Source organism: uncultured Phyllobacterium sp. (genome assembly GCF_902479695.1).
GTDB lineage: Bacteria > Pseudomonadota > Alphaproteobacteria > Rhizobiales > Rhizobiaceae > Phyllobacterium > Phyllobacterium calauticae.
Map to the genome: position 1 here is coordinate 64,166 of NZ_CABSQF010000017.1, position 21,960 is coordinate 86,125.

Genomic DNA, 21,960 nt, shown 5'->3' on the forward strand with positions numbered 1-21,960 from the left:
TCATGAAGAAGATCGGTTTTCTTTCGTTCGGCCATTGGGCGCCTTCACTCCAATCGCAAACCCGTTCAGCCGGAGACGCTCTTCTTCAGTCGCTCGACTTATCTGTCGCCGCTGAGGAGCTTGGCATGGACGGCGCCTATTTCCGTGTGCATCACTTTGCCCGGCAATTGGCCTCCCCCTTCCCGCTATTGGCGGCAATTGGAGCGAAAACCAAAAATATCGAAATCGGCACCGCTGTCATCGATATGCGCTACGAGAACCCGTTCTATATGGCCGAAGATGCCGGTGCGGCGGACCTGATCTCAAACGGCCGGCTGCAGCTTGGGCTGAGCCGGGGCTCCCCGGAACAGGTCATCGACGGCTGGCGTTATTTCGGTTATCAGCCAAACGATGGCGCCACCGATGCTGACATGGGGCGTCAACACGCCGAGGTTTTTCTGAGCCTGCTCGGGGGCGAGGGTTTTGCTGAGCCAAACCCACGACCAATGTTTCCGAATCCGCCCGGTCTGCTGCGCCTCGAACCGCATTCCGAAGGCCTGCGAAAGCGTGTCTGGTGGGGCGCCGGTTCGAATTCGACGGCGGTCTGGGCGGCCAAACTAGGAATGAATCTCCAAAGCTCCACCCTTAAGAATGACGAGTCCGGTGAGCCCTTCCATATTCAGCAAGCGGCGCAAATACGTGCTTATCGCAACGCCTGGAAGGAAGCAGGCCACAATTGGACACCCCGTGTTTCCGTCAGCCGAAGCATCTTTGCATTGATGAATGACCGCGATCGCGCCTATTTCGGAAATGGCAGCAAGGAAGGAGACTCGCTTGGTTACATTGATGAAAACACCAGAGCCATTTTCGGCCGCAGTTATGCAGCTGAGCCCGAAGCGCTTGTGAAACAGCTTGCGCAGGATGAGGCCATCGTGGAGGCGGATACTTTGCTGTTAACGGTGCCAAACCAGCTGGGCGTCGATTACAACGTACATGTGCTCGAAGCAATCCTGACGCACGTTGCGCCCGCGCTCGGATGGAGGTGACGGCGTCCAGCGAAATTCTCCGAACGCTGAGAGTTGGATGGAAAGCGTATATAGCCCAATTGATGTATATCGATGTAGAACGGGATCTAATCCCACTATAATCATGACATGCATGAAGAACGGGAATAGTATGCTCTGCAAAAATGGATTGGAATACATCCAAATAGGGAGCAACACGTGTCCATCGGTCAAGATACAAAACGCCGCAAGGCACACAATACGCCGACGGTAATCGTTATAGAACAACATACACTCGTGCGCACAACGATCATCCGGCTCCTCCAGGATGAACTTGCGGGCTGGGACTTCATCGACATGGTCTCCGTCAAGACTCTCGATAGTGCTCTCGGGATGGATGTGCATCTCATCGCACTGGACATGGCTGGAAGAACTCTCGACAGCGCAAGTCTCTGCGACGATCTTGACGTAATTAGAAACATGTTTCCTGAGGCTTCGATCGCCCTTCTCTCCAACATGGATGATACGTTGGTCGCCTCTCAGGCGCTTGAGATGGGCATTCGCGGCTACTTCACAACCTCAGTTCCGATCGACGTCGCCCTTGCGGGTATGCGACTCATCCTTGCCGGTGGTGTTTTCTATCCGCACCCGTTTGTCGCACACGCGAACGCGTCGGCGATGCGCAACAAGCCCCAGGACAAGCCGCGCAGGATAATCGAGAACAACGCACACTATATGTCGATTGCAGATTTTACCCCGCGCGAAGCGGATGTTCTTGCAGAACTGCAATGCGGACATCCCAACAAAGTCATTGCGTGCAAGCTAAATCTTTCGGATCATACGGTGAAAATGCATTTGCAGCACATCATGCGAAAATTGCAGGTGCAGAACAGAACCGAAGTGGTCGCACGGCTCGGTCAAAGGGTAACGTCAGACATTCCCGCACAATAGCTCCTGGACTATTTTGAGTGAGGTCTTCTCAAGCATCCTCAAGCGCACTCAATAGTCCAGAATATGCCCGACGATACCCCTCGCCGCGCAACACCATCCGGATCGCTCCACTTGCTATCGGTCAATCTTCGCGAAACGCGCGGTTGAAACTGTCAAGGAGCGGCCTGACCGCGTAAAACGCCACACTGCTCTCCCCGGTTTCGATCAACGCCTGCGCAGGCATGCCCGGAATCAGCTTAACATCGCGCATCTTCGCCAGCCGTTCGTCGGTCACGCGAATTGTTGCGGCGTAGTAAGCTTGGCCGCTTTGCTTATCGACGAGACGATCGGCGGAGACGTATTCGACCACACCTTTCAGCAACGGTACGCGACGTTGATTGTAGGGAAGCAGATGAATCTGCGCTTCGAGTCCAGAATGCACGCGGTTGATATCTTCTGGCCGCACATGCGCGGACACAACAAGACTGCCATTGCGCGGCACGAGATCGACGAGCGGCTCGCCCGCGCCAATGATACCGCCTGCAGTATGGATGCGCAGGTCAATGACCACCCCATCCTCGGGCGCTCTGATTGCAGTCCGCGTGAGTTGATCATCGATTGCCCGCAATCTTTCGCTCAGTTGCAATGTCTGGCTTTCCGTGTCGCGAATACCTTGGGCGACTTCGTTTTGCCGGTCACTTTCGATTTTCACAAGATAGGCCTGGCTTTCACTGATGACCTGGTATGCGCGTGATATCTGGGCGACAACTTCGCCGAGCTGGCCATCGAGATCCGCTATTTCCCGTCCCAGGACAAGGAGCCTGGTCTTTCGTTCAAGCCCCTTGGCGGCCAACGGGGAGACGGCATCGAGCTCCTGCCGCGCGATTTCCACCCTCTGCGTCAGCGCCGCTTTTTGCGCCATGAGACCAGAGATTTCCTCCTGCACCTGATCCATTTTCTTCTGCGTGATGGCGATCTCGGATTTCATCACCAGACGGCGCGTCTCGAAGATGTGATCTTGTCCGTCGAGAATGCCGTTGATTGCCGGATTGGTGACTCTGAGGATTTCGAGATCCGCGCCATACATAACGCGGTCGCTGCCCTTCTGTTCTGCACTCAGGCGCGCGTGACTTGCCTTGGCATCCCAGAGCTGTCCCTGGAGACTGTCGCGCTCCGAGCGTGATTTCGTGTCGTCAAGCTGGAAGAGAACCTGGCCAGCTTTCACAGCGTCGCCGTTCTTGACAAGGATTTGCCGCACGATACCGCCTTCCAGATGTTGGATAACCTTGCGGCTCGTTTCAGGCTCGACAACACCTGCGGCAATGGCCGCGCTCTTGAGTGGCGCAAAGATCGACCAGGTGCCAAGGCCAATAATGAAGACACCGATCAGCAGGTTGCCTAACAAGGCGACATTTCGAAGCCTTGGCATCGGGGAAGCAGGTGCCAGCGCCCCGCTGGTTGGTCCCGCGATTGGCACATAGACGAAGTGCTTCTTGTTTTGATCCGACTTTACGATGGCATGGCGCAATGTGTTGAGCACACCCGAAAACTTGAGCGGTATATCGAATTGAACGAGGGCCATTTCGCTGCCTCCTATGTCCCTGTTCGCGCTGGCGGTTGGAGGTACGTGTCGTAAATTTCGTCACTATCTCCGAAGGCATCGATGGTGCCGTTTCGCATGATCGCAATTTTGTTGGTGACCGGAAGAACACCCAACCGGTGCGTGATAATGACGACCGTCATCCGCTTGGCTCGCATGCGTTGGATCGCATTGAACAGGACACGCTCGCCATCATAGTCCAGACTTGAGTTTGGATCGTCAAGCACAACGAGGGCTGGATTGCCGTAAGCCGCCCTTGCCAGTCCGAGCTGCTGTCGTTGTGCGCGTAGGAGCAAGCTGCCGCCCTCGCCGATGTCGGTCTCGTAGCCCTGCGGCAAGCGCATGATGGCTTCATGCAGGCCGACGAGCTTGGCCGCTTCGATTGCCTTGGCGGAATCCGCGCCATCGAGACGGCCGATTACTTCCTTGATCGCGCCGCCGAACAATTCGATGTCCTGCGGCAGGTATCCGATATGGCGTGTACCGCCGCAAAGACGCAGCGCTGATATATCCACGCCACCAAGCAGAGCGCTTCCGCTCGTTGGCTGCAGCACGCCGGCCATGATCCGCCCAAGCGTCGATTTGCCAGATCCCGATGAGCCGATGAGCGCCACGCAATCGCCGGGTGCGAGGCGCAATGAAACATCATTCAATATGTGCCGGTCGGCATAGGGCACGGCGAAGCTCACGTTCTGAAGCACGAGGCTGCTGGATTCGGGCACCGGCACCATGCGCGAGCCGGCATCCGATGCGACAGCAACCAACATCCTATTGAGACGGTTGAAAGCGTTGCGCGCATACGCAAAGGAACGCCAAGCGCCGATCGCACCTTCGATCGGTGTAAGCCCACGGCCCAGCAACAGGCTGGCAACGAAAATAATGCCAGGACTGCTGCTCTCCGCCAGCACCAGCCACGTGGCGGCACCCATCACCAGAATTTGCGTCAGCGTGCGGATGGATTTCGAGAAACCAAGAATGATCTCTGTCCGGTGCATTGCGTTGTCCTGCGCTATTCTCGCAAACTCCGCATCGCGGTAAACAACCTGCGCGGCGCCGTCCTGCATGCCCATTGCCCGGACCACCTGGATGTATTTTAGCGCCATTCCGAACCGGGAGTAGCTCCGCGCCAGCGCCGCACTTGCGTGGGTCAGCGGTTCATGTGTGGCAAGCTCGGTTAGAAGGGCCAGAAGCAGCAGCGCAAGTGCGCTCAAGAGGCCAATTGCTCCAAGCAGGGGGTGAACGAGAAAAAGCAGAAGCAGGAAGACGGGCGCCCAGGGGATGTCGAAAAGCAGCGCGCTCGCCGGGGAATCGAGAAATTGGCGCAGCGAAGCAAGATCCCGATAGCAATCGGCGGCAACATTCGTATTGACCCTGGCTGCATATTCGAATGCGGCGGTAAGGACAACTGGCCGCATTCGATGATCGAGCCAACTGCCGATACGGGTAAGCGCAGCACGGCGCACGATATCGAGCACCGATCCAACAACAACCGCGACAGCGATGACAAGGGTCAACATCAGCAGCGTGTCGGTGCTCCGGCTCGACAGGACGCGGTCATAAATCTGGAGGAGATAGATCGACGGTGCGAGTAGAAAGATATTGTAACCGCAACTGTAAATGAAAACCAAACCAAAGGCTCCTGCGCAAGCGCGAAGGGCCACTACCAGATGCGTCGGTTGGCGCTCGGATTGTATGATATTCGTTGTCATTATCAGATCTCGGTTTTCGCGGTACTGACAAGGCAAACACCTGGCCGTCGATGAGGATCGTCGGTTTGGACCCGACGATCCTCACGGGCCGGAAGCGTCAGATCAAATGGCTCAGATCGAGATCGACATGGCTATGGTCGAAATGATCGAGAGTATTTGATATGGACTGAGTCGTCGTTGTGGGATCGGTGTGAACCACTGCAGCCGAGATATCGCCACCGCGTGCAATATTGCCGTTACCGCCATTACCGCCGACGCCGGCGAGAATAGTGGCGTGCTGATCTGCGAAGAATTGGGTGTTCTGGGTAGCAGTTGTTGCTGCAGAAACTGCTGCTACATCACCACCACTGCCGTTCGTCTCACTCCCGTTGGAGGTGGAAGCGCCGCCAGCGCCGCCAGCACCATTGTTGGTGATGGAGGAAAGGGTTCCGTTCTCAGCCTCAGCTGAGCCACCGTGGCCACCAGGCCCCGCACCCCAATCTGCAGTTTGCCAAACATGATCGCCATTGTGCAAATCCGTATCTGCGCCATACACCGTCTGTGAATTGGCGACATACGCACTGGGATTGTAGTTGATATCTCCGTAGCTGTAGCCGTCGCCGCCGTTACCGGCATTTGCGTCGCCTGCGTTGGAATGATTGAGTTGGATCGTGTCAGATAATTGTGGAATAGGCATAACTTTACTCCCTTTACATGGTTTGTCAGTGTTTCTCCCACGCCCTGGTGCCCGGCGATGTCATCGCCAAGCAAGATAATCGCCCTAGAACAGTGCTCGCCATTTGCATTGCGGGCTAGCTAGATATTCGGAGACGTTCTTTTGGGGAGGGTGCGGCTGCATAAGGGGCCAATCGCCAAAACATCCAACTGGCTATAGCCGCGCGCTGGTGCGCGACCCCTCAAGGTAATGCCTGCACTTCAGGCATTTCATTGCATTTGAGAGGGAAATGGGTGGAGGTTAGCGTGCGGGGCTGGAGATCCGCAGCCATATCCGGCGGATCATGTGCTTACACATGAATGAACGAAAGAATGTCGTCTACCAGCGCTGAATGGGCATTCGAGATATCGCCGCCATGCCCGCCGATGCCTGCCATTTGCAACGCATGCTGATCGTAAAGGACGTGATCAAGTTGTTGCGCATCGGCCGTGCCGCCCGCAGGTACCGCGATGTTGATCGGATGGAAATATCCTATGTTCACATCCACCATACTGCCGTTCGAAAAGCCCGACCCGCCACTTCCCGATGAATGGTTGCCGGTGAAAATCGTATCGGAACTCAGATTGAAACCGCCGCCATTGCCTCCTATGCCCGCGATCTGAATGGCGCCCTGATCGAAGATTGCGTTGTTGGTCTGATGGGCCTCAGCCGAGCCGCCTGCAGCACCGACCGCAATATTGATCGGCGAGAAAATGGCTACGTTCAGGTCGACCATGCTACCGATGAAATAGCCGTTGCCGCCATGACCCGCATACAGATCGCCGCTATAGGTGAGCGCAGATCCGGACCCACTCGGGGAATCATGGATCGTTGTATTGTGATCACCGCCCGAGCCGCCGATCCCGCCAATCTGGGTGGTACCCTGCAGCATGGCCGAATTATTCGATTGATCGGCAATCGCGTGTGAACCCGGCCCTCCGGCTACGGCAACGTTGACCGGCACGAAACTCCCGACATCCGAGCTTACCATTCCGCCGTAGAAAATCCCGTTGCCGCCGCTGCCGGCATGATGGAGAGTGTCCCCACCGCCGCCACTGAGCACACCGTTGCCACTGCCCCCGTTCCCGCCCATGCCAGCCATTTCGGTGGAGTGCTGATTCATCAAGGAATTGTTGCCCTGCTGTGCCTCAACCACAGTGTGAGGACCAGCAATAGCGGCATTTGAAGGCGCGAAGATTGCCATGGGAGTGCTGCTTATGACGCCAATCGCGATGCCATCGCCGCCGCTTCCGGCTGAACTGCTCGGCACAACCTCCAGGGGAAGCCACGTTGGGACGAGCGCCAAATGCCCCGAAGCGGAACCCGGAATCGCATTCTGGCTGGTGCTCGTGTTGAGCACCCCTTCCGCTATGGGACGATTATCCGCCATCATCGTTACTCCACCCCAGTTGCAACCACCCGCCTCGCGAAGCTCTGCGGAACGCATGGTTCGACCAACCTCTATTGTGCAGTCAGATGAACAAAAAGAAGAGCCTGCAATTCATCTACAGCCATCTGGGCGTAGGGATAGCTATTTGGCCGTAGTCTTTTTCGGGCAAATTCACGTTGCATCTGCCTGTGAGAATTGTCCCGACAATCAGGATTTCGGCGGTTCTTGACGCAAGGGGACAGCCAAGTTGGCGAGTTTCACTGCACGGCGCTTCGCCAAGCGCATTACTACGATGGGCTTGTAAGCTCCGGTCGCGCGCGCCTCATTGAGCCATCTACCTTCAAACGCAAAAGCTCGATATAGGCTGCTGCCGTCCAGGAGAAACCCAATCCGCCACAACCTTCACCGGTCAAAGGGTCGAAATACTCGGCAAAGCCATTTGCTTCGATGGCTCTTACCGTGGAAAGGCGCAATTTCTCGGCCATTGTATCTTTGCCGTTGCGTTGCAGACCATCAATCAGCAGCCAGTTGATGACCGCCCAGACCGGACCGCGCCAATAGCGCTTTGCCTCGAAACCGGAGTAAGATGGTTGTGTCGATGGGAACAGTACTTTCAGCCCATCAGACCAAGCGTTCATTTCAGCGATTACTTCTTCCAGCGCGGTCTGTTCCAGATCAAGCGCCAGGAGCGGACAGAAACAGGCCTGCGTCGGCGCTTCAATATCAGTGTCTGAAATCAGGTCACGCGAAACGAAGCGCCGCAGTTCGGGCCGCCATTGCGCCAGCAGCGCCTTGCGGGATCGAGCATTGACTGTCTCGAGCTCCTCCGCGTCGGCCTCCTGGCCAAATTCGCGGGCGAGTTCGAGCAGCGCTTCGCCGGATGCCAAAAGAATGGCCGTCGTCTGGATTTCTGCGACTTTGAAGGGAGCGGCTGCCCATTGCTCCGCGGGATTCCACCCGCACGCGGCGTAGGTATCGACCAGATGAATAAAGCGGCGATAATCCTCGTCATGCGGCCGCATGGCAGCGTCCACATGGCCGGTATCCTTGCGAATGACTTCGGTTTTCGTCGTTGTGGGAACGCGGGCCAGCGCAATATCCCAGGCTGGTGAATTGTCGCTGCCACTTTCCCATGGATGCAGCAGCGCGACCAGTCCCGTGCTCTCCGGATCGCGGGCTTCATACCACCAGCGGTGCCAGCGCAACGCCGCATCATAGAGGAACCGGCTGCGTTCCCCAGTGCCCGTTCGTCCCTGACGTTTTGCAGCATCATGGACTTTTTTCAGCGCCATTCCGAAGACAGGAGGTTGGGTAATACCTGAAGTGGCAGTGGTGTGGTGTGTGCGCCAGACATTCGGACCCGGAAAATATGTGTCACTTGGCGCGTGGAAAACTATATGCGGGATCATTCCATCGGCCCATTGGCCCTCGATCAACCGCTCAAGTTCACGATAGGCGCGCGGAACATCATAGGTCGCAAAACCCATTGCGACGAATGCGGAATCCCAGTTCCACTGGAATGGATAGAGCCGATCGGTCGGCACTGTGTAACCGCCACGATCATTGGCGGCCAGAATTTGGCGCGCGTCTTCAAGATAGTCAGTCATGGCTTCCCGTTCGAAGGTAGAGTTATGCAATGGGGTGATTGAGGGAAAGACCAGTTTCAGGCGAAAGCCATGTCAAACGGTCTGCATCGAGCTTGAGGCCAATCGCGTCACCGGCCCTGACCGTTTCGCTCGGCGGCAGGATCACGCGCACGGGCTGTTCCGCGACGGTACCCGTCAAGAGCAGATGCGAGCCCATTGGTTCAGCCACGCGCACGTCGAGGCGCAAACCTTCAGCAAGCGGAGTGATCGAAACATTTTCTCCGCGAAGACCAAGCACAATGTCGCTGCCCGAATGAGCAGGCACAGCATGGCTGGTATTGCCGAGCTTTACAGTGCCATTCGTGACTGGCAGCCGGATAAAATTCATCGGCGGACTGCCCATGAAACCACCAACGAAGCGGCTCGCCGGGTGGCTGTAAATATCGACAGGCGCGCCGACCTGCTCGATGCGGCCATTGTACATGACGGCGATACGATCGGAGAGGCCCATGGCCTCGGTCTGGTCGTGGGTCACATAGATGGTCGTCGTTCCCGACGCCTGCAGAACGGCTTTCAATTCCGTGCGCATTTCAAGGCGAAGCAGAGCATCGAGGTTTGAAAGCGGCTCGTCCATCAGCAGCACTTTCGGCTCGACTGCCAGCGCGCGGGCAACAGCTACGCGCTGGCGCTGGCCGCCGGAGAGCTTGTTCGGATAGCGATCAAGGTAGGGTTCGATATGCAGGAGCGCTGCAGCCTTGCCGACCTGTCTTTTCACTCGCTGCTCATCGGCCCTTTGCATACGCAGACCGAAGGCTACATTCTCGAACACTGTCATGTGGGGGAAGACCGCATAGTTCTGGAAAACCATGGCCAGGCCACGATCCTTCGGTGCCAGCCCGTTGATGGGAGTGCCGCCAATCAAAAGCTTGCCTGACGTTTCGGTTTCGAGCCCGGCAATGATCCTCAGCAATGTGGTTTTGCCGCAACCCGACGGTCCCAACAGAGAAACAAACTCGCCGTCGCGTATTTCGAGCGATATTTCCTTCAATGCCTCAAATGTACCAAAGGTCTTTTTAATGCGATCGATGACGATATTGGCCACGATGGTCGCTCCCTTATTTGCTGGAAATACCCCATATTGCGAACAGGTAGCGCCGGACCGCGAATATGAAGATGACGGAGGGAAGGATAAGCAACAGGCCACCGGCAAAGCGGTAGTGCAGCGGGCTTTCAGCGAGAACAGTCAGAAGATAAGCCGTCAGTGTACGGTGCCGGACTGTCAAAACGGAGGCGGCAAAGACCTCGTTCCAGGAAATGACAAAGGCAAAGACCGCCGTTGCGGCAAGTCCCGGCAGTGCCAGCGGTGCAACAATACGGAAAAAGGCCTGGGGACGCGAACAACCGAACACCCATGCAGCCTCTTCGAGTTCTCGTGGTACACCCATGAAAATGCCCTGCGTGACGAGAGCGGCAAAGGGCAGGGCCAAAACCGTGTGCACCAGCCCGACACCGATGATGGTGTCGTAAAGGCCGATCCGAATGAAGGACACGGTCAACGGCAGGGCTAGGATGGCGAGTGGAAAAGCCCGGGTCAGAAGCACAAGCAGACGAAAGCTGTCCTTGCCCTTGAAATTGTAGCGGGCGAGCGCATAACCGGCAGGCGCTCCGATCAGAACGGACAGGACAACGGTGACCGCCGCTGCGCCAAGCGAGTTCATGAAAGCGCCGGCCACGCCTTCGGTTTTCAAAAAGAGCAGAAACGGCTCGAAAGAAACACCGGCCGGGAAAGCGGTTTTCGGCCATTGATAGACCCCGCCTCGCCCGCCAAACGCGCCGAGTGCTACCAGGTAGATCGGGACGAGAACCCAGGCACAAAGCACTGCGATGCCGCTCCAAAGAAGAACAGACCGGGCCGAACCAAAGCTTGACGGTTGGGAGCTGGTGTTCATGGCAGGCGCTCCGGATCAACCTTGACGGCTTTGAGATATACAAACGTGGCCGCCAGCGAGATGATCATGATCAGCACCGCATAGGCTGCGGCTACGCCATAATTCTGGTTCTGGTTTTGCCAGGTGTAGGCTTCGCCAACAAGCACAGGCATGTTGCTTCCACCCAATGCATAGACCACGGCGAAAACCTCGAAGGCGAGAACTGTCCTGAGGATCAATGCGGATTGAAGAGCAGGTTTGATCAAGGGCAGTGTGATGCGGAAAAACCGCGTCCAGCGGCCCGCGCCGAAGACTTCCGCCGCTTCGCCAAATTCCTTTGGCACCTGATTGAGACCTGCCACAATGATGACCATGACAATGGCGGTGCCACGCCAGATTTCGGCGACAGCAATAGCAAAAAACGAGGCTATCGGCGTCTGATAGGACAGCCAGTTGGCCGGCCTCTCCATGAGACCAAGAGTGAACAGCATGCTGTTCAGGTAGCCACTGTTCTGCAGGATCGACAACCAGACGAGGCCCGCCGCCAGATCGGAAATGCCAAGTGGAATTGTCCATATCCAGAGAATGGTTTCGCGGCCGGCACCAACTTTGGCGACCATGGAACCCATTGCCAGGGCAATCATGATCTGGATCGGTACAACCGCAAGTGTCAGCAGGAACGTGTTGCGGATGGCCGAGCGAAAGTTCAAATCCCCCGCCATGGTTTGCAGATTGGCAAGAGAGGGCATGCCGCCTTCGGAAATCGCGAGCCAGATTGTCTGGACCAGCGGCAAAAGAAAGAGCAACGCGAGAAAGATCACGCAGGGCGCGATCAGTACATAGGGAATCCAGGACTTGTCGTTCTGCATGATCAACTTCTCGGGGAGTGTGCACGTCCAATGATATTATTCGACAGGACAGGAACCTTGGCTTGGTGCATCCGGTGCCCAGCAAGGGGCGCCCGTATCACCGATCAGTTTGCTCAGGCTCGCGGCTTGCTGGCTCAAGACATCGGTTACCGGTTCCCCGCGAATGACGATCCGCTGGAATGCATCCATATAGACTTTGTTGAACTCGCCGCCGCGATCCCCAAGACCCACCGGCAACAGTGAAATGATAGCATCGGGTGCCTGCTGCGTTGCCTGCACGCCGGCGGCCAGCATGGCAATGCCCGGTTCAATATCCGCCGGAAGTTTTGCGTCGACCGTTGGAAAGAAGCCAACATTCCTTGCCGTAAGAATTTGTGTTTCCGGTTTGACCAAATGTTCGATGACGCCTTTGGCTCCCGTTTCATCAGGTGCCCCTTGCGGGATTGCCAAGCCAGCCACGACAGGCATGTAGCCGCGCCCCTTCGGGCCAGCCGGAGCAGGGAAGATCACGTACTGGTCCGGCTGTGACGCGACGGCTTCTTTCAGCCGGGCGATATGATCCCAGGCAACCCATACCTCATCGGCAAGCAAGGGCTCCTGCATAAAATTGTAGTTGGTGGAATTGGGATTGACGACAGCCCAGAGCTTTTTGAAGCTTTCCCATCCCTTGGCCGCATCCGCGGATTTGAATGGGCGAACGACACCGCCCGTAAAGGACGGATAGAAATATCCTTGGAAATAGCGCGCCATCAGACCTTTGGGTCCAGCGGGAAAGCCGATACGCGGTTGTCCGGTCTCGGTTTGCATCTTCTGACCCCATTCAATGAGCTGATCATAGGTCAGTTTGTTGATGTCAGCCCCCGCAGGTAAATACTGGAGTGCCTGTTTGTTGGCCGCCATCACATAGGTGGCCTGCATCCACGGGATATATTGCTGTTTGTCCTTACCGAGTTTTCCAAGATCAAGAAGTGCCTTTGGCATGCCATTGTCGGCAAGTTGCTTAGCCACGTCGTCAAGCGGCACAAAGCCGTCCTTCGATGCAATGGGGGACAACTCGCCATGAAGTGCGCCGACAAGACTGATTGTATGTTTTCCCGCCTGGCGCTCGGCTTCCATGCGTACGGCAAATTGTGGCGGTTCTTCAACGACATACTCCACGGGGGCGGCCAGACCCTTCAGGATCACATTGCGCACGGCCGTTGCCTCTTCAATGGGACGCAGCTGGGTTGATAGAAAAACTGTTTCGGCCTTGGCGACGGTAGCAGTCAAAAAGCCAGAGGCCGCGAGCAGCCCGATAAGCAGGGATCGTTTCATTGCTTCTCCTCCATTATTATTCGTGAATGCCTGCGTCATTATCGGCCAGCCGTTGCGACCGGCAATGACTGGCGCGCGGTATGAATTCGACGGGGTGTATTTCCTGGAGGGATTCCGGCGCCTCGCCATCGATGGCACGCAACAGCAGAGAAGCGATGCGAACGCCAATGTCTTCGCCAGTCACGCGCATGGTCGAAAGTGGCGGATCCGTAAAAGCACTCATAGGCAAGTCGTCATGTCCGGTAATACAAACGGTGTTGCCGCCAGCAACTTCACGCAATGCCCGCAATGCGCCGACCGCCATTTCATCGGTTGCGCAAAGAATGGCTGTGGGTTTGACTGGACCGCTCATCAGCGCCTTTGCAGCGGCATATCCGCCATGCTCAGTGGGTTCGCCTTCAGCCATGAGTTCCGATGCAAGCCCGGCCCGGCGAAGGGCATCCTCCCACCCCAAGCGCCGGTGATGGGCAAAGGAAAATTCCTGTGGCCCCGCCACATGCCCGATATGTGTATGGCCATCGGCAATGAAACGCAGTGTGGCATCCCGAAAGCCGGAGAAGCCGTCACCGTCAAGAAATGCATGCGGTTTCGCCGATTCCGTCCGGCCATGTGTAACAAACGGGACGCCCCGTGACTGAAGCAATTCCACGCGCTCATCATGACGCCTGGTACGTACAAGCAGCATGGCATCGACCCGCTGTCCGTCGACGAAGCGCCGACACATTTCGAGTTCACTCTGCCCGCGCGGGACAGGTGCAATGACAAGGTTGAGGCCTGAAATGGCCAGATGCTCCGCGCATGCGGAGAGGATATCGAGAAAATGTGGTGGTCCGATATGACCTGGGGCAGTTGGAAGCGTCACTGCGACAAGTTCAGCGCGTTGCCGCCGCAGACGCCGCGCTGAAGCATTCGGCTGATATCCCGTCTTGGCTACAGCTTCGAGCACGCGCGCCTTTGTCTTGGCCGAGACGTCAGAATAACCGTCAAGCGCCCGCGATACCGTGGTGATGGATAGGCCGAGCGATTGCGCAAGTTGTTTCAGATTGGACATGCCCCCTCCCAGAAGTGTGCGGTATAATTTTCCAAAACGTTTTGGATGTCAATTATCAATACAAAAATTGAAGAATGGGCCTGATTTTGGGTCGTAAGGCTGAGAGGAACAATGTGCTGAAACCCTCACCAGCAGCTTCGATGTGCCAAAAAGGAAGTCGGTAACATCATCGCGACAGAAAAGGCGCCCGCTCTCGGAGTTAAATCAGCGGCTTTTATGATAGACTCGGAAGTGATTTCATTTCCGAAACAAATATCTCATGCAGGAAAACCAGTCCGAAGTGGATTTTCTGTTACAAGCAGTCGAGTGGTGAAATTAAGCACAACCATGGGGGGATTTCATGCCGACGCTTTATTCCATCAAACCAGCTTTTCAGAACCTGCTCCGTCCCCTGGCTGCTGGACTTGTTTCCGCTGGCGCCACAGCAAATCAGGTGACCATCGCCGCAACAATCATCTCGGTTGTAGCGGGTGCGTTGATTGCGTTTTTCCCGCAGAATACGTTGCTTTTCTGGCTATTGCCGTTGGTGCTTTTTGTCCGCATGGCACTCAATGCCATTGATGGAATGATGGCTCGTGAATTCGGACAGGCATCCAAACTCGGCGCGTATCTGAATGAGCTTGGCGATATCGTTTCGGATGTGGCCTTGATCCTTCCATTCGCACTTGTTGCACCGTTTGCCACTGCAGGGGTGGTTGCCTTTGCCGTCACAGCGATGATTGCCGAATATGCCGGCGTGCTCGGGGTCATGACCGGCGGCGGGCGTGGTTATGCCGGACCATTCGGAAAAAGCGACCGCGCATTGGCTCTCGGCATCATAGCCGCGCTTATCGGTAGTGGTGTCATCCTGCCCTCATGGTTCGGCTGGGTTTTTCCCCTTATGGCCGTGCTATCCGTTGTCACCGCCGTGAATCGTGTTCGTGCGGGCCTACGCCGCGCCAATTCCTGAAAATCAATTCTGCTTCCGGAGCAAGCCTATGTCGACAGATCCATCCTCCAATCCTGCGGCATCAGATGCAGTAGAGGAAAGTACCTTTCCCACCGACGACGGGACCGAACTTTTCTATCGGAAATGGCCGGCCAGATCGGGAAAGCCGAGGGGTGCAATTATTCTTCTGCATCGTGGCCACGAACATGGTGGACGCGTTGCACATCTGGTTGAGGAACTTGGCCTTGGCGATTTCACTTTCTATGCCTGGGATGCCCGCGGCCATGGCCGTTCACCGGGCGAACGCGGCTACTCCCCATCGTTTGCAGCATCGGTGCGCGATCTCGACAGTTTCGTAAAGCACATATGCAGAACCGGCGGTTTTGCCATTGAGGACATTGCTGTTATCGCCCAGTCGGTAGGTGCCGTGCTCGCTGCAACGTGGGTCCATGACTATGCGCCGCGTATCCGGGCGCTTGTGCTGGCTTCTCCGGCTTTCAGTGTGAAACTCTATGTTCCATTCGCTCGTGAAGGCATCTGGCTCTGGCAGAAATTGAAAGGACAATTCTTCGTCAATTCCTACGTCAAAGCCAAGTTTCTTACCCATGATCCCGCGCGCATCGCGTCGTTCGACAATGACCCGTTGGTCACGCGGGCCATCGCCTCGAATATACTGCTCGATCTTTATACAAACGCTGAACGAGTGGTCGCGGATGCCCGCGCGATCACCGTACCGACGCAGTTACTTATCTCCGGCAGTGACTGGGTCGTCCGGCACGGGCCCCAGCATCGCTTCTATGAAAATCTGGCCCACCCCCTCAAAGAGCGCCACGTGCTCAGGGGATTTTACCACGACACTCTTGGCGAGAAGGAGCGCGCAATTGCCGTGACACATGCGCGCCGGTTCATTCTTGCATGCTTCGACACAGAACCGGAGCCGCTGGATGTAACGAACGCCCATCAAACGGGCTTTACCCGCGATGAACAGGACAGGCTGTCATCCCCGCACGACCTGCTTTCCTTGAAAGGTCTCTATTGGGCGATATACCGCTCGTCCATCCGCTTCAGTGCATTGTTCTCGAAGGGACTGAAAACAGGCGTAGAGACCGGTTTCGACTCCGGCTCAACCCTCGACTATGTCTATGAGAACGAACCGAGGGGAATGGGACCGGGCGGCAGGCTCATCGACAAGCAATTCCTGAATGCGATCGGCTGGCGGGGCATTCGTCAGCGCAAGCTGCATCTGCAAGAGCTTATCGGCTTCGCCCTGACAAGACTGCAGGATGCCGGCCGCACGACACATATTCTCGATATCGCAGCCGGTCATGGCCGTTATGTCCTCGATGCGATTGCCAAATCCGCAGTCAAGCCGACAAGCGTCCGGCTGCAGGACTATGCGCCGATCAATGTCGATGCCGGGCGCAAATCCATCGCCGAGAGAGGCATCCAGGATATAGCGAGCTTTCATCAGGCGGATGCTTTCGATGCCGAACAACTGGCTGCAATCCAACCCGCGCCCGATCTTGCGATTGTATCCGGCCTTTACGAACTCTTTCCCGACAACGCGCTTATAAAGCGCTCGCTTGGCGGTCTTGCAACGTCGATGCAATCCGGCAGCTTGCTGATCTACACCAACCAGCCGTGGCATCCGCAACTGGAAATGATTGCACGTGCGCTCACCTCGCACCGTGGCGGCGAAGCATGGGTCATGCGCCGCCGGACGCAGGCTGAAATGGATCAGCTGGTTGCGGCAGCGGGTTTCAGGAAGATCGACCAGCTTGTCGATGAATGGGGCATATTCACTGTTTCCATCGCTGAGCGCACATGACCGAAAACACCGTCGCACCGATTGAACAATGGCGCTTGAACCGGGCCGTCGCAAAACGTGCACTGATCTGGCTCATCTGCCTCGCACCATTGTTCTACGCGACCTATGGGACAGCCAATTGGCTTGCCTCGCAGCGGGAGAACGTTCCAAATATTACCTTTACCTGGGAACAAGCCATTCCCTTCATTGCCTGGACCATTTTCCCCTATTGGTCGATCAACCTGTTCTACGGACTTTCCTTGTTCTTTAACGATACGACTGCTGAGGTCGATCGCCTGGCGAAGCGTTACCTGACAGCACAGACCATCGCTGTTACCTGCTTCATCGCGTTTCCCCTGACCGTCATCTTCCACAAGCCGCCGACCAGCGGCGCATCAGGCTTCCTGTTCGATATGCTGGGTGGCTTCGACAAGCCCTTCAACCAGGCGCCCTCCCTACATATCGCTCTCCTGGCGATTATCTGGACGCATTGGCGCGTTCGTCTGTCAGGCATTGTTCTTTGGATCTGGCATCTCTGGTGTGCATTAATCGGCATTTCCGTTCTCACGACCTATCAGCATCATTTTATCGACATCCCCACCGGTCTGCTTTTGGGTCTTTTTGCTCTCTGGCTCTTCCCGGCACACATGCCCTCACCCGTGGCCGCATTCCGCTTGACCGATGATCCCAAGGCACGGCGCATTGGCGCCTATTATGCAATGGCCAGTCTGATCTTCTTGCTTGCGACAATTATCGGAACGCCGACATCGGCGGCATTCCTGTTTTTCCTGTGGCCGGCGCTGGCCCTCCTGCTTGTATCAATCGGCTATTTCGGTGCGGGCCCCGCCGTCTTTCAGAAGTGCACTGACGGCACGCTTTCCCTCGCCAGCACATGGCTGTTGGCCCCTTGCCGCCTTGGTGCCATTGTCAACAGCCGAATCTGGACACGCCAGCTCCCGCCCTCTGTTGCCATTGGCAAGAACGTGCATTTGGGGCGGCTGCCGCGGGTATCTGAACTATCGAAATTCATGACCGTCATTGACCTGACCGCCGAACTGGCAAAGCCTTCCGGCGTGGAGATTGCATGGCTGTCGTTCCCGGCGCTTGATCTCGTTTCGCCTCAACACGATGAATTGCGCAACGCGGCCGACGCCATCGAACTTGCCCGGCGCAAGGGGCCCGTTCTCGTTTGCTGTGCACTGGGATTCCAGCGCAGTGCGGCAGCAATCGCCGTTTGGCTTTTGCAGTATGGCGATGTCAAAACCGCAGCCGAAGCAATCGAAAAAATCGAAGCCGGGGGCAGGCGTATTCATCTGACGGAAGGCATGCTGCTTTTTGCTCAAGAGACGAAACAAAGATGAATGGACAGGCCTCTGCACTCGCCGACCGATTGCACGCCAAGGTAGCAGCGATCACGTCATGGCTGCAACAAACCGCCTCTTGTTGAAACTGCATCTTGCTTTTACATTTTTTCTTGTTCTATTCGCTGTAATTACAACCTATGGGTTGTGGGGGCGCATATGAATGCAAGAGAAACGTTAAGGCGAATTTCCGCCATGGTGCTGGCCGGATTGGCTCGCGGCATTACGGGCGTGCGCCCGATCTGGCAGGGATGCGCGCCTTCGGACCGGCAGCGCATTTTTTTTGCGAACCATTGCAGTCATGGCGATTTTATTCTGCTTTCCTCCAGCCTGCCGCCACGCGAGCGGCAGCGCACACGTGCCGTTGCAGGTGCCGATTATTGGAAGCGCAATAAATTGCGGAACATTCTCGCCAAGGACTTGCTGAACACCGTGCTGGTTGACCGCAATTGGGTCGAGCGTTCGGAGGATCCGATGGTCGTCATGCTCGATGCATTGCAGGAAGGAAGCTCACTCATTGTCTTTCCCGAAGGCACGCGCAACATGACCGAGGAACCGTTGCTGCGCTTCCGCTCCGGTCTCTACAATCTCGCCCTGGCCCGGCCGGACGTGGAGCTTATTCCCTGCTGGATCGAGAATATGTCACGCGTCTTGCCGAAAGGCACCTTCCTGCCAGTCCCACTCCTGTGCCGCGTTGTCTTTGGCTCGCCAATCGCACTTGAACCAAATGAAGACCGGAAAGAGTTTCTTCAAAGGGCGCGCCAATCTCTGCTCGATCTTTCGCCGGAACATCAGAAAGCACTCAATCATGGCTGAAACGGTCTGGCTCTTTCTCGGCCTGCTCGGCGTGCTCACGTTCGCCAGTGCCATTGCAACAATGCTTACGTGGAAAAGCCGGCGCACGGCGGAGGTCTTGCCATCAACGCTCGTGAACCTCAATTCACGCATAAAGGCGTGGTGGATCATGATCGGCGGCATTTCCGTCGCTTTTCTTTTCGGTAAAAATGGCGTCATTTTCCTGTTCGCTTTTGTCTCCTTTGCTTCGCTGCGCGAATATGTGACCCTTACCCATACGCGGCGCGGCGATCATCGTATTCTCATCGGCATGTTCCTCGTCGTCATTCCTATCCAATATTACCTTCTCTGGATTGAATGGTATGGGCTCTATTCCATCTTTGTCCCGGTCTACTGCTTCCTTGCCATGCCCGCCTTGACGGCAATTTCTGGCGATACGGAGCGCTTTCTCGAGCGCGTCAGCGAACAGCAATGGGGCATCATGCTGTCGGTCTATTGCATCAGCCATGTCCCTGCCCTGCTCACACTTTCCATCCCCGGTTTTCAGGGCAAGGGATTGCTTTTGATCGCATTCCTGATCGCGACTGTTCAGGGGAGTGATGTGCTGCAATATGTGTTCGGCAAGCTTTTCGGCAAACACAAGGTTGCACCGAAAATCTCCCCCTCCAAAACCTGGGAGGGTCTGATCGGCGGCATTGTCAGCGCATCATTGCTCGGCGCAGCGCTGACGTGGTTGACACCATTCAGCGTCCTGCAAGCCGGGCTCATGGCGGGACTTGCCTGCATTATGGGATTTTTCGGCGGGCTGGTTGCTTCGGCGATCAAGCGCGACCGCGGCGTCAAGGATTGGGGCCACATGATCGAGGGGCACGGCGGCATGCTCGACCGGGCGGACAGCTTGATTTTCGCCGCACCGGTCTTCTTTCACATCGTTCGCTATTTCTGGGCAGCCTGAAGTAAACCCGCCGGCACGAGATCGTGCAGCAAATGGCCGGATCGCTGATAGCCTCGCCGGTTGGGGTTGGAACTCGACCATAACCGTTTAGCCCAACTGCACCCAATTTATGCCTTCGAGTACATAGGGCGCGAACAGGAAGTCGCGGATCTCGATAATCCGGTTATCCGACCAGCCGATCAGGACAAAATGCGCAGGTCTGTCCATCGGGCCGGTGCTGTCGAAGACGAGCATGGCTGGCTGCCCTTCAACCGCACCGAAGGCGAACCGCCATTTCGTCTCTTCCGCATAGCGTGTGAAATAAAGGCCAATCTTGTCACGCCCTTTCCATTCGAGCCGGTTCACGAGATCGAGCTTGACGTCATCGGCGAGCATGGCGCGGATTGCATCAAAATTACCGCTTCGAAACAGATGGACATACGCTGTGATCTTCCGCCGGTCCGGATCGGACATCAGCGGTAACCGGGTATCTTCAGGCGCCTGCGCGAGTTGCCGCAGCGCTACACGCCCGCGCTGAAGCGCCGATTTGGCCGCGGCCGGCGTGCTGCCGGCGATCGCCGCGATCTCTTCGACCGAATGGCCAAGGACGTCCTTGAGAATCACGGCGCAGCGCTGAAGTTCGGGCAGTCGCAGAAACGTTTGAAAGCCGACCGCGACGATATCCGCCTCGGGCATCGTCGCATCTTCCAGATCTTCGGTGAGCGAGACAACGTTGCTGCGGGAGCGTTGGCGCAGGAAATCCAAACTCGTATTGTGGGCGATACGGAACAGCCAGGCTTCGAGATTTTCAACAATCGTGCCTTCCGCGCGCGCCCGCAGGGCCTTGATCAGTGTATCTTGCAGCACATCCTCACCGTCCACACTCGAACCGGTCATACGCGCGCAGTAGCGGTGAAGCCGCGGCCGCAGCGCTTTCAGTCGATCCTCGAATTCGTCCGTATTCATGTGTCGAGACCTATAGTGCTTCCACTCTGTTCCGCCAGGGATTGGATACCAATATCACGGCTGGGTTCAAACCTCTCTGTTGTCAAAGAGGAACATTTGAACGCCCGAGTCATCCGGCGCAAAAATCCGGCGATCCTCCCCGGCTGCCCGTCCCTCCGCGCTTGCAAACGCCCTTTCGATCGCCGCAAGGTCGTCGAAATACAAGGTTCCAATCCGATGGATATCAGGGGTTCCCAGCGGTGTCGCGATGGGACCGTCGCTGACCTCGTATTTCCGGAGACCCGGAATCTTCTTGGCGAGAGGCACGTGGATATCGAAGTAATGTCGATCAAATGCCTCTACGTCCTTCGGTGTCCGGTAAATCACGACCATCCGGGCCATTGCGGTTCTCCTTTGTAAATTGTGTGGCACAAACTGACCTGTGTGTTCACCCTCACCGGACTTCGCTCAACACCGCCGAGCCCATGATCGAGTCCAAGCTCGCCAACTCGATGATCTTCGGAAAATAGGCTTGCATGTGCGGATCGCTGCGCATTGCCTCGACGGCTGCCGGGTTCTCCCACTCGGAGTAAATGACGACGCCGGCGCCGTCCTTTGCCGCGATCAGCCGGGTTGTCTTCCATCCGGGGAGCATGCGGACCACCGTATCGATGTTCTGCTTCAAGAGCGCTATCAGCGCCTCCTGCTTCCCGGGTTTGACCTTCAGCAGATTGATCAAAATGACGGATTCGTCGGACATGGCATATCTCCTTCTGTTTCGGATACACCAAGGACGACCCGAAGGATTAAAACGGATCGCGGCGCAGAAGATTTTTCGAAAATCATGTCGAAGGAGCGTGCCTTGCCGAGTTTTGCAACGCCAGTTGCAATGACCCGACACAGCCAGGCATCGTTGACACAGGGCATCCAGATACCACGCGCAACCATCATTTCTTTCAGGTCACGCAAACTCAGAGAACGCTTCACTCACTATCCGCGATGTGACCGCCTCGGTACCCACGATCATGAGCAGCGGATCGCCGTTACGCGCGCCCGGCCCGTCGGCAGTTCCACGGCGCGGTTGACGCCGACAGGCGCCAATCAATTGCTGCGAACCCAACCGTTCAAGGCCAATA

At 56.5% G+C, this 21,960-nt stretch carries 21 protein-coding genes; 7 read left to right on the forward strand and 14 right to left on the reverse strand.

Features of this window, described 5'->3' with window-relative positions; genetic code table 11:
• Positions 1-2 precede the first annotated feature (2 nt).
• Together RDL77_RS12460 and RDL77_RS12465 are read left to right on the forward strand one after the other, a co-directional pair.
• Entirely contained in the window at positions 3-1,025 is a 1,023-nt protein-coding gene (locus RDL77_RS12460; protein ID WP_288193059.1) for an LLM class flavin-dependent oxidoreductase, read from the forward strand.
• Between the two features lie 177 nt (positions 1,026-1,202).
• Positions 1,203-1,934: a response regulator transcription factor gene (locus RDL77_RS12465; RefSeq protein ID WP_288193060.1), complete on the forward strand. Its 732-nt coding sequence runs from the start codon at positions 1,203-1,205 to the stop codon at positions 1,932-1,934.
• A gap of 121 nt (positions 1,935-2,055) precedes the next feature.
• Here the strand turns inward: RDL77_RS12465 and RDL77_RS12470 are convergent, their stop codons facing one another.
• The 10 genes from RDL77_RS12470 to RDL77_RS12515 form a co-directional block, all read right to left on the reverse strand.
• A complete protein-coding gene (locus RDL77_RS12470) occupies positions 2,056-3,495 on the reverse strand; it encodes an HlyD family type I secretion periplasmic adaptor subunit (RefSeq protein WP_288193062.1) in 1,440 nt (479 codons plus the stop codon).
• Positions 3,496-3,506: 11 nt separating this feature from the next.
• Positions 3,507-5,222, reverse strand: a complete 1,716-nt coding sequence (locus RDL77_RS12475) for a type I secretion system permease/ATPase (RefSeq protein ID WP_288193064.1) — start codon at positions 5,220-5,222, stop codon at positions 3,507-3,509.
• A 97-nt stretch (positions 5,223-5,319) separates the two neighbouring features.
• Entirely contained in the window at positions 5,320-5,898 is a 579-nt protein-coding gene (locus tag RDL77_RS12480) for a PE-PGRS family protein (protein ID WP_223614476.1), read from the reverse strand.
• 328 nt (positions 5,899-6,226) lie between these two features.
• Complete coding sequence (locus RDL77_RS12485) at positions 6,227-7,306, reverse strand: hypothetical protein (RefSeq protein WP_288193110.1); 1,080 nt, start codon at positions 7,304-7,306, stop codon at positions 6,227-6,229.
• Positions 7,307-7,593: 287 nt separating this feature from the next.
• Positions 7,594-8,913, reverse strand: a complete 1,320-nt coding sequence (locus RDL77_RS12490) for a trehalase family glycosidase (RefSeq protein WP_288193066.1) — start codon at positions 8,911-8,913, stop codon at positions 7,594-7,596.
• Positions 8,914-8,935: 22 nt separating this feature from the next.
• Positions 8,936-9,994 carry an ABC transporter ATP-binding protein gene (locus tag RDL77_RS12495; RefSeq protein WP_288193068.1) on the reverse strand — a complete coding sequence of 353 codons (1,059 nt, stop codon included), beginning with the start codon at positions 9,992-9,994 and terminating at the stop codon, positions 8,936-8,938.
• 13 nt (positions 9,995-10,007) lie between these two features.
• Entirely contained in the window at positions 10,008-10,841 is an 834-nt protein-coding gene (locus tag RDL77_RS12500; RefSeq protein WP_288193070.1) for a carbohydrate ABC transporter permease, read from the reverse strand.
• The gene (locus tag RDL77_RS12505; protein ID WP_288193071.1) at positions 10,838-11,689 is read right to left on the reverse strand and encodes a carbohydrate ABC transporter permease; all 852 of its coding nucleotides are present in this window, start codon (positions 11,687-11,689) and stop codon (positions 10,838-10,840) included. Before RDL77_RS12505 ends, RDL77_RS12500 begins: the two co-directional genes overlap by 4 nt.
• A 36-nt stretch (positions 11,690-11,725) precedes the next feature.
• The gene (locus RDL77_RS12510; RefSeq protein WP_288193111.1) at positions 11,726-13,003 is read right to left on the reverse strand and encodes an ABC transporter substrate-binding protein; all 1,278 of its coding nucleotides are present in this window, start codon (positions 13,001-13,003) and stop codon (positions 11,726-11,728) included.
• Between the two features lie 16 nt (positions 13,004-13,019).
• Complete coding sequence (locus RDL77_RS12515; RefSeq protein ID WP_288193073.1) at positions 13,020-14,054, reverse strand: LacI family DNA-binding transcriptional regulator; 1,035 nt, start codon at positions 14,052-14,054, stop codon at positions 13,020-13,022.
• Between the two features lie 340 nt (positions 14,055-14,394).
• On the opposite strand from RDL77_RS12515, the gene RDL77_RS12520 reads away from it, so the two are divergent.
• The 5 genes from RDL77_RS12520 to RDL77_RS12540 all read left to right on the forward strand — a co-directional run bounded on the left by RDL77_RS12520 (position 14,395) and on the right by RDL77_RS12540 (position 19,900).
• Entirely contained in the window at positions 14,395-15,003 is a 609-nt protein-coding gene (locus RDL77_RS12520; RefSeq protein ID WP_288193075.1) for a CDP-alcohol phosphatidyltransferase family protein, read from the forward strand.
• Positions 15,004-15,031: 28 nt separating this feature from the next.
• Positions 15,032-16,810: a bifunctional alpha/beta hydrolase/class I SAM-dependent methyltransferase gene (locus RDL77_RS12525; RefSeq protein ID WP_288193077.1), complete on the forward strand. Its 1,779-nt coding sequence runs from the start codon at positions 15,032-15,034 to the stop codon at positions 16,808-16,810.
• Positions 16,807-18,150, forward strand: coding sequence for a phosphatase PAP2/dual specificity phosphatase family protein (locus RDL77_RS12530; RefSeq protein ID WP_288193078.1), 1,344 nt, complete (start codon positions 16,807-16,809; stop codon positions 18,148-18,150). The genes RDL77_RS12525 and RDL77_RS12530 overlap by 4 nt, the downstream gene beginning before the upstream one ends.
• A gap of 159 nt (positions 18,151-18,309) precedes the next feature.
• Complete coding sequence (locus tag RDL77_RS12535) at positions 18,310-18,966, forward strand: 1-acyl-sn-glycerol-3-phosphate acyltransferase (protein WP_288193079.1); 657 nt, start codon at positions 18,310-18,312, stop codon at positions 18,964-18,966.
• Entirely contained in the window at positions 18,959-19,900 is a 942-nt protein-coding gene (locus RDL77_RS12540) for a phosphatidate cytidylyltransferase (protein ID WP_288193080.1), read from the forward strand. The genes RDL77_RS12535 and RDL77_RS12540 overlap by 8 nt, the downstream gene beginning before the upstream one ends.
• An 87-nt stretch (positions 19,901-19,987) precedes the next feature.
• Here the strand turns inward: RDL77_RS12540 and RDL77_RS12545 are convergent, their stop codons facing one another.
• From RDL77_RS12545 to RDL77_RS12560, 4 genes are all read right to left on the reverse strand, one after another.
• Positions 19,988-20,845 (reverse strand): sigma-70 family RNA polymerase sigma factor, encoded by an 858-nt coding sequence (locus RDL77_RS12545; RefSeq protein WP_288193081.1) that lies wholly within the window; start codon positions 20,843-20,845, stop codon positions 19,988-19,990.
• A gap of 66 nt (positions 20,846-20,911) precedes the next feature.
• Complete coding sequence (locus RDL77_RS12550; RefSeq protein WP_223614489.1) at positions 20,912-21,226, reverse strand: EthD family reductase; 315 nt, start codon at positions 21,224-21,226, stop codon at positions 20,912-20,914.
• Positions 21,227-21,278: 52 nt separating this feature from the next.
• The gene (locus tag RDL77_RS12555; protein ID WP_288193083.1) at positions 21,279-21,584 is read right to left on the reverse strand and encodes a putative quinol monooxygenase; all 306 of its coding nucleotides are present in this window, start codon (positions 21,582-21,584) and stop codon (positions 21,279-21,281) included.
• Entirely contained in the window at positions 21,560-21,811 is a 252-nt protein-coding gene (locus tag RDL77_RS12560; RefSeq protein ID WP_288193084.1) for a hypothetical protein, read from the reverse strand. Before RDL77_RS12560 ends, RDL77_RS12555 begins: the two co-directional genes overlap by 25 nt.
• Positions 21,812-21,960 lie beyond the last annotated feature (149 nt).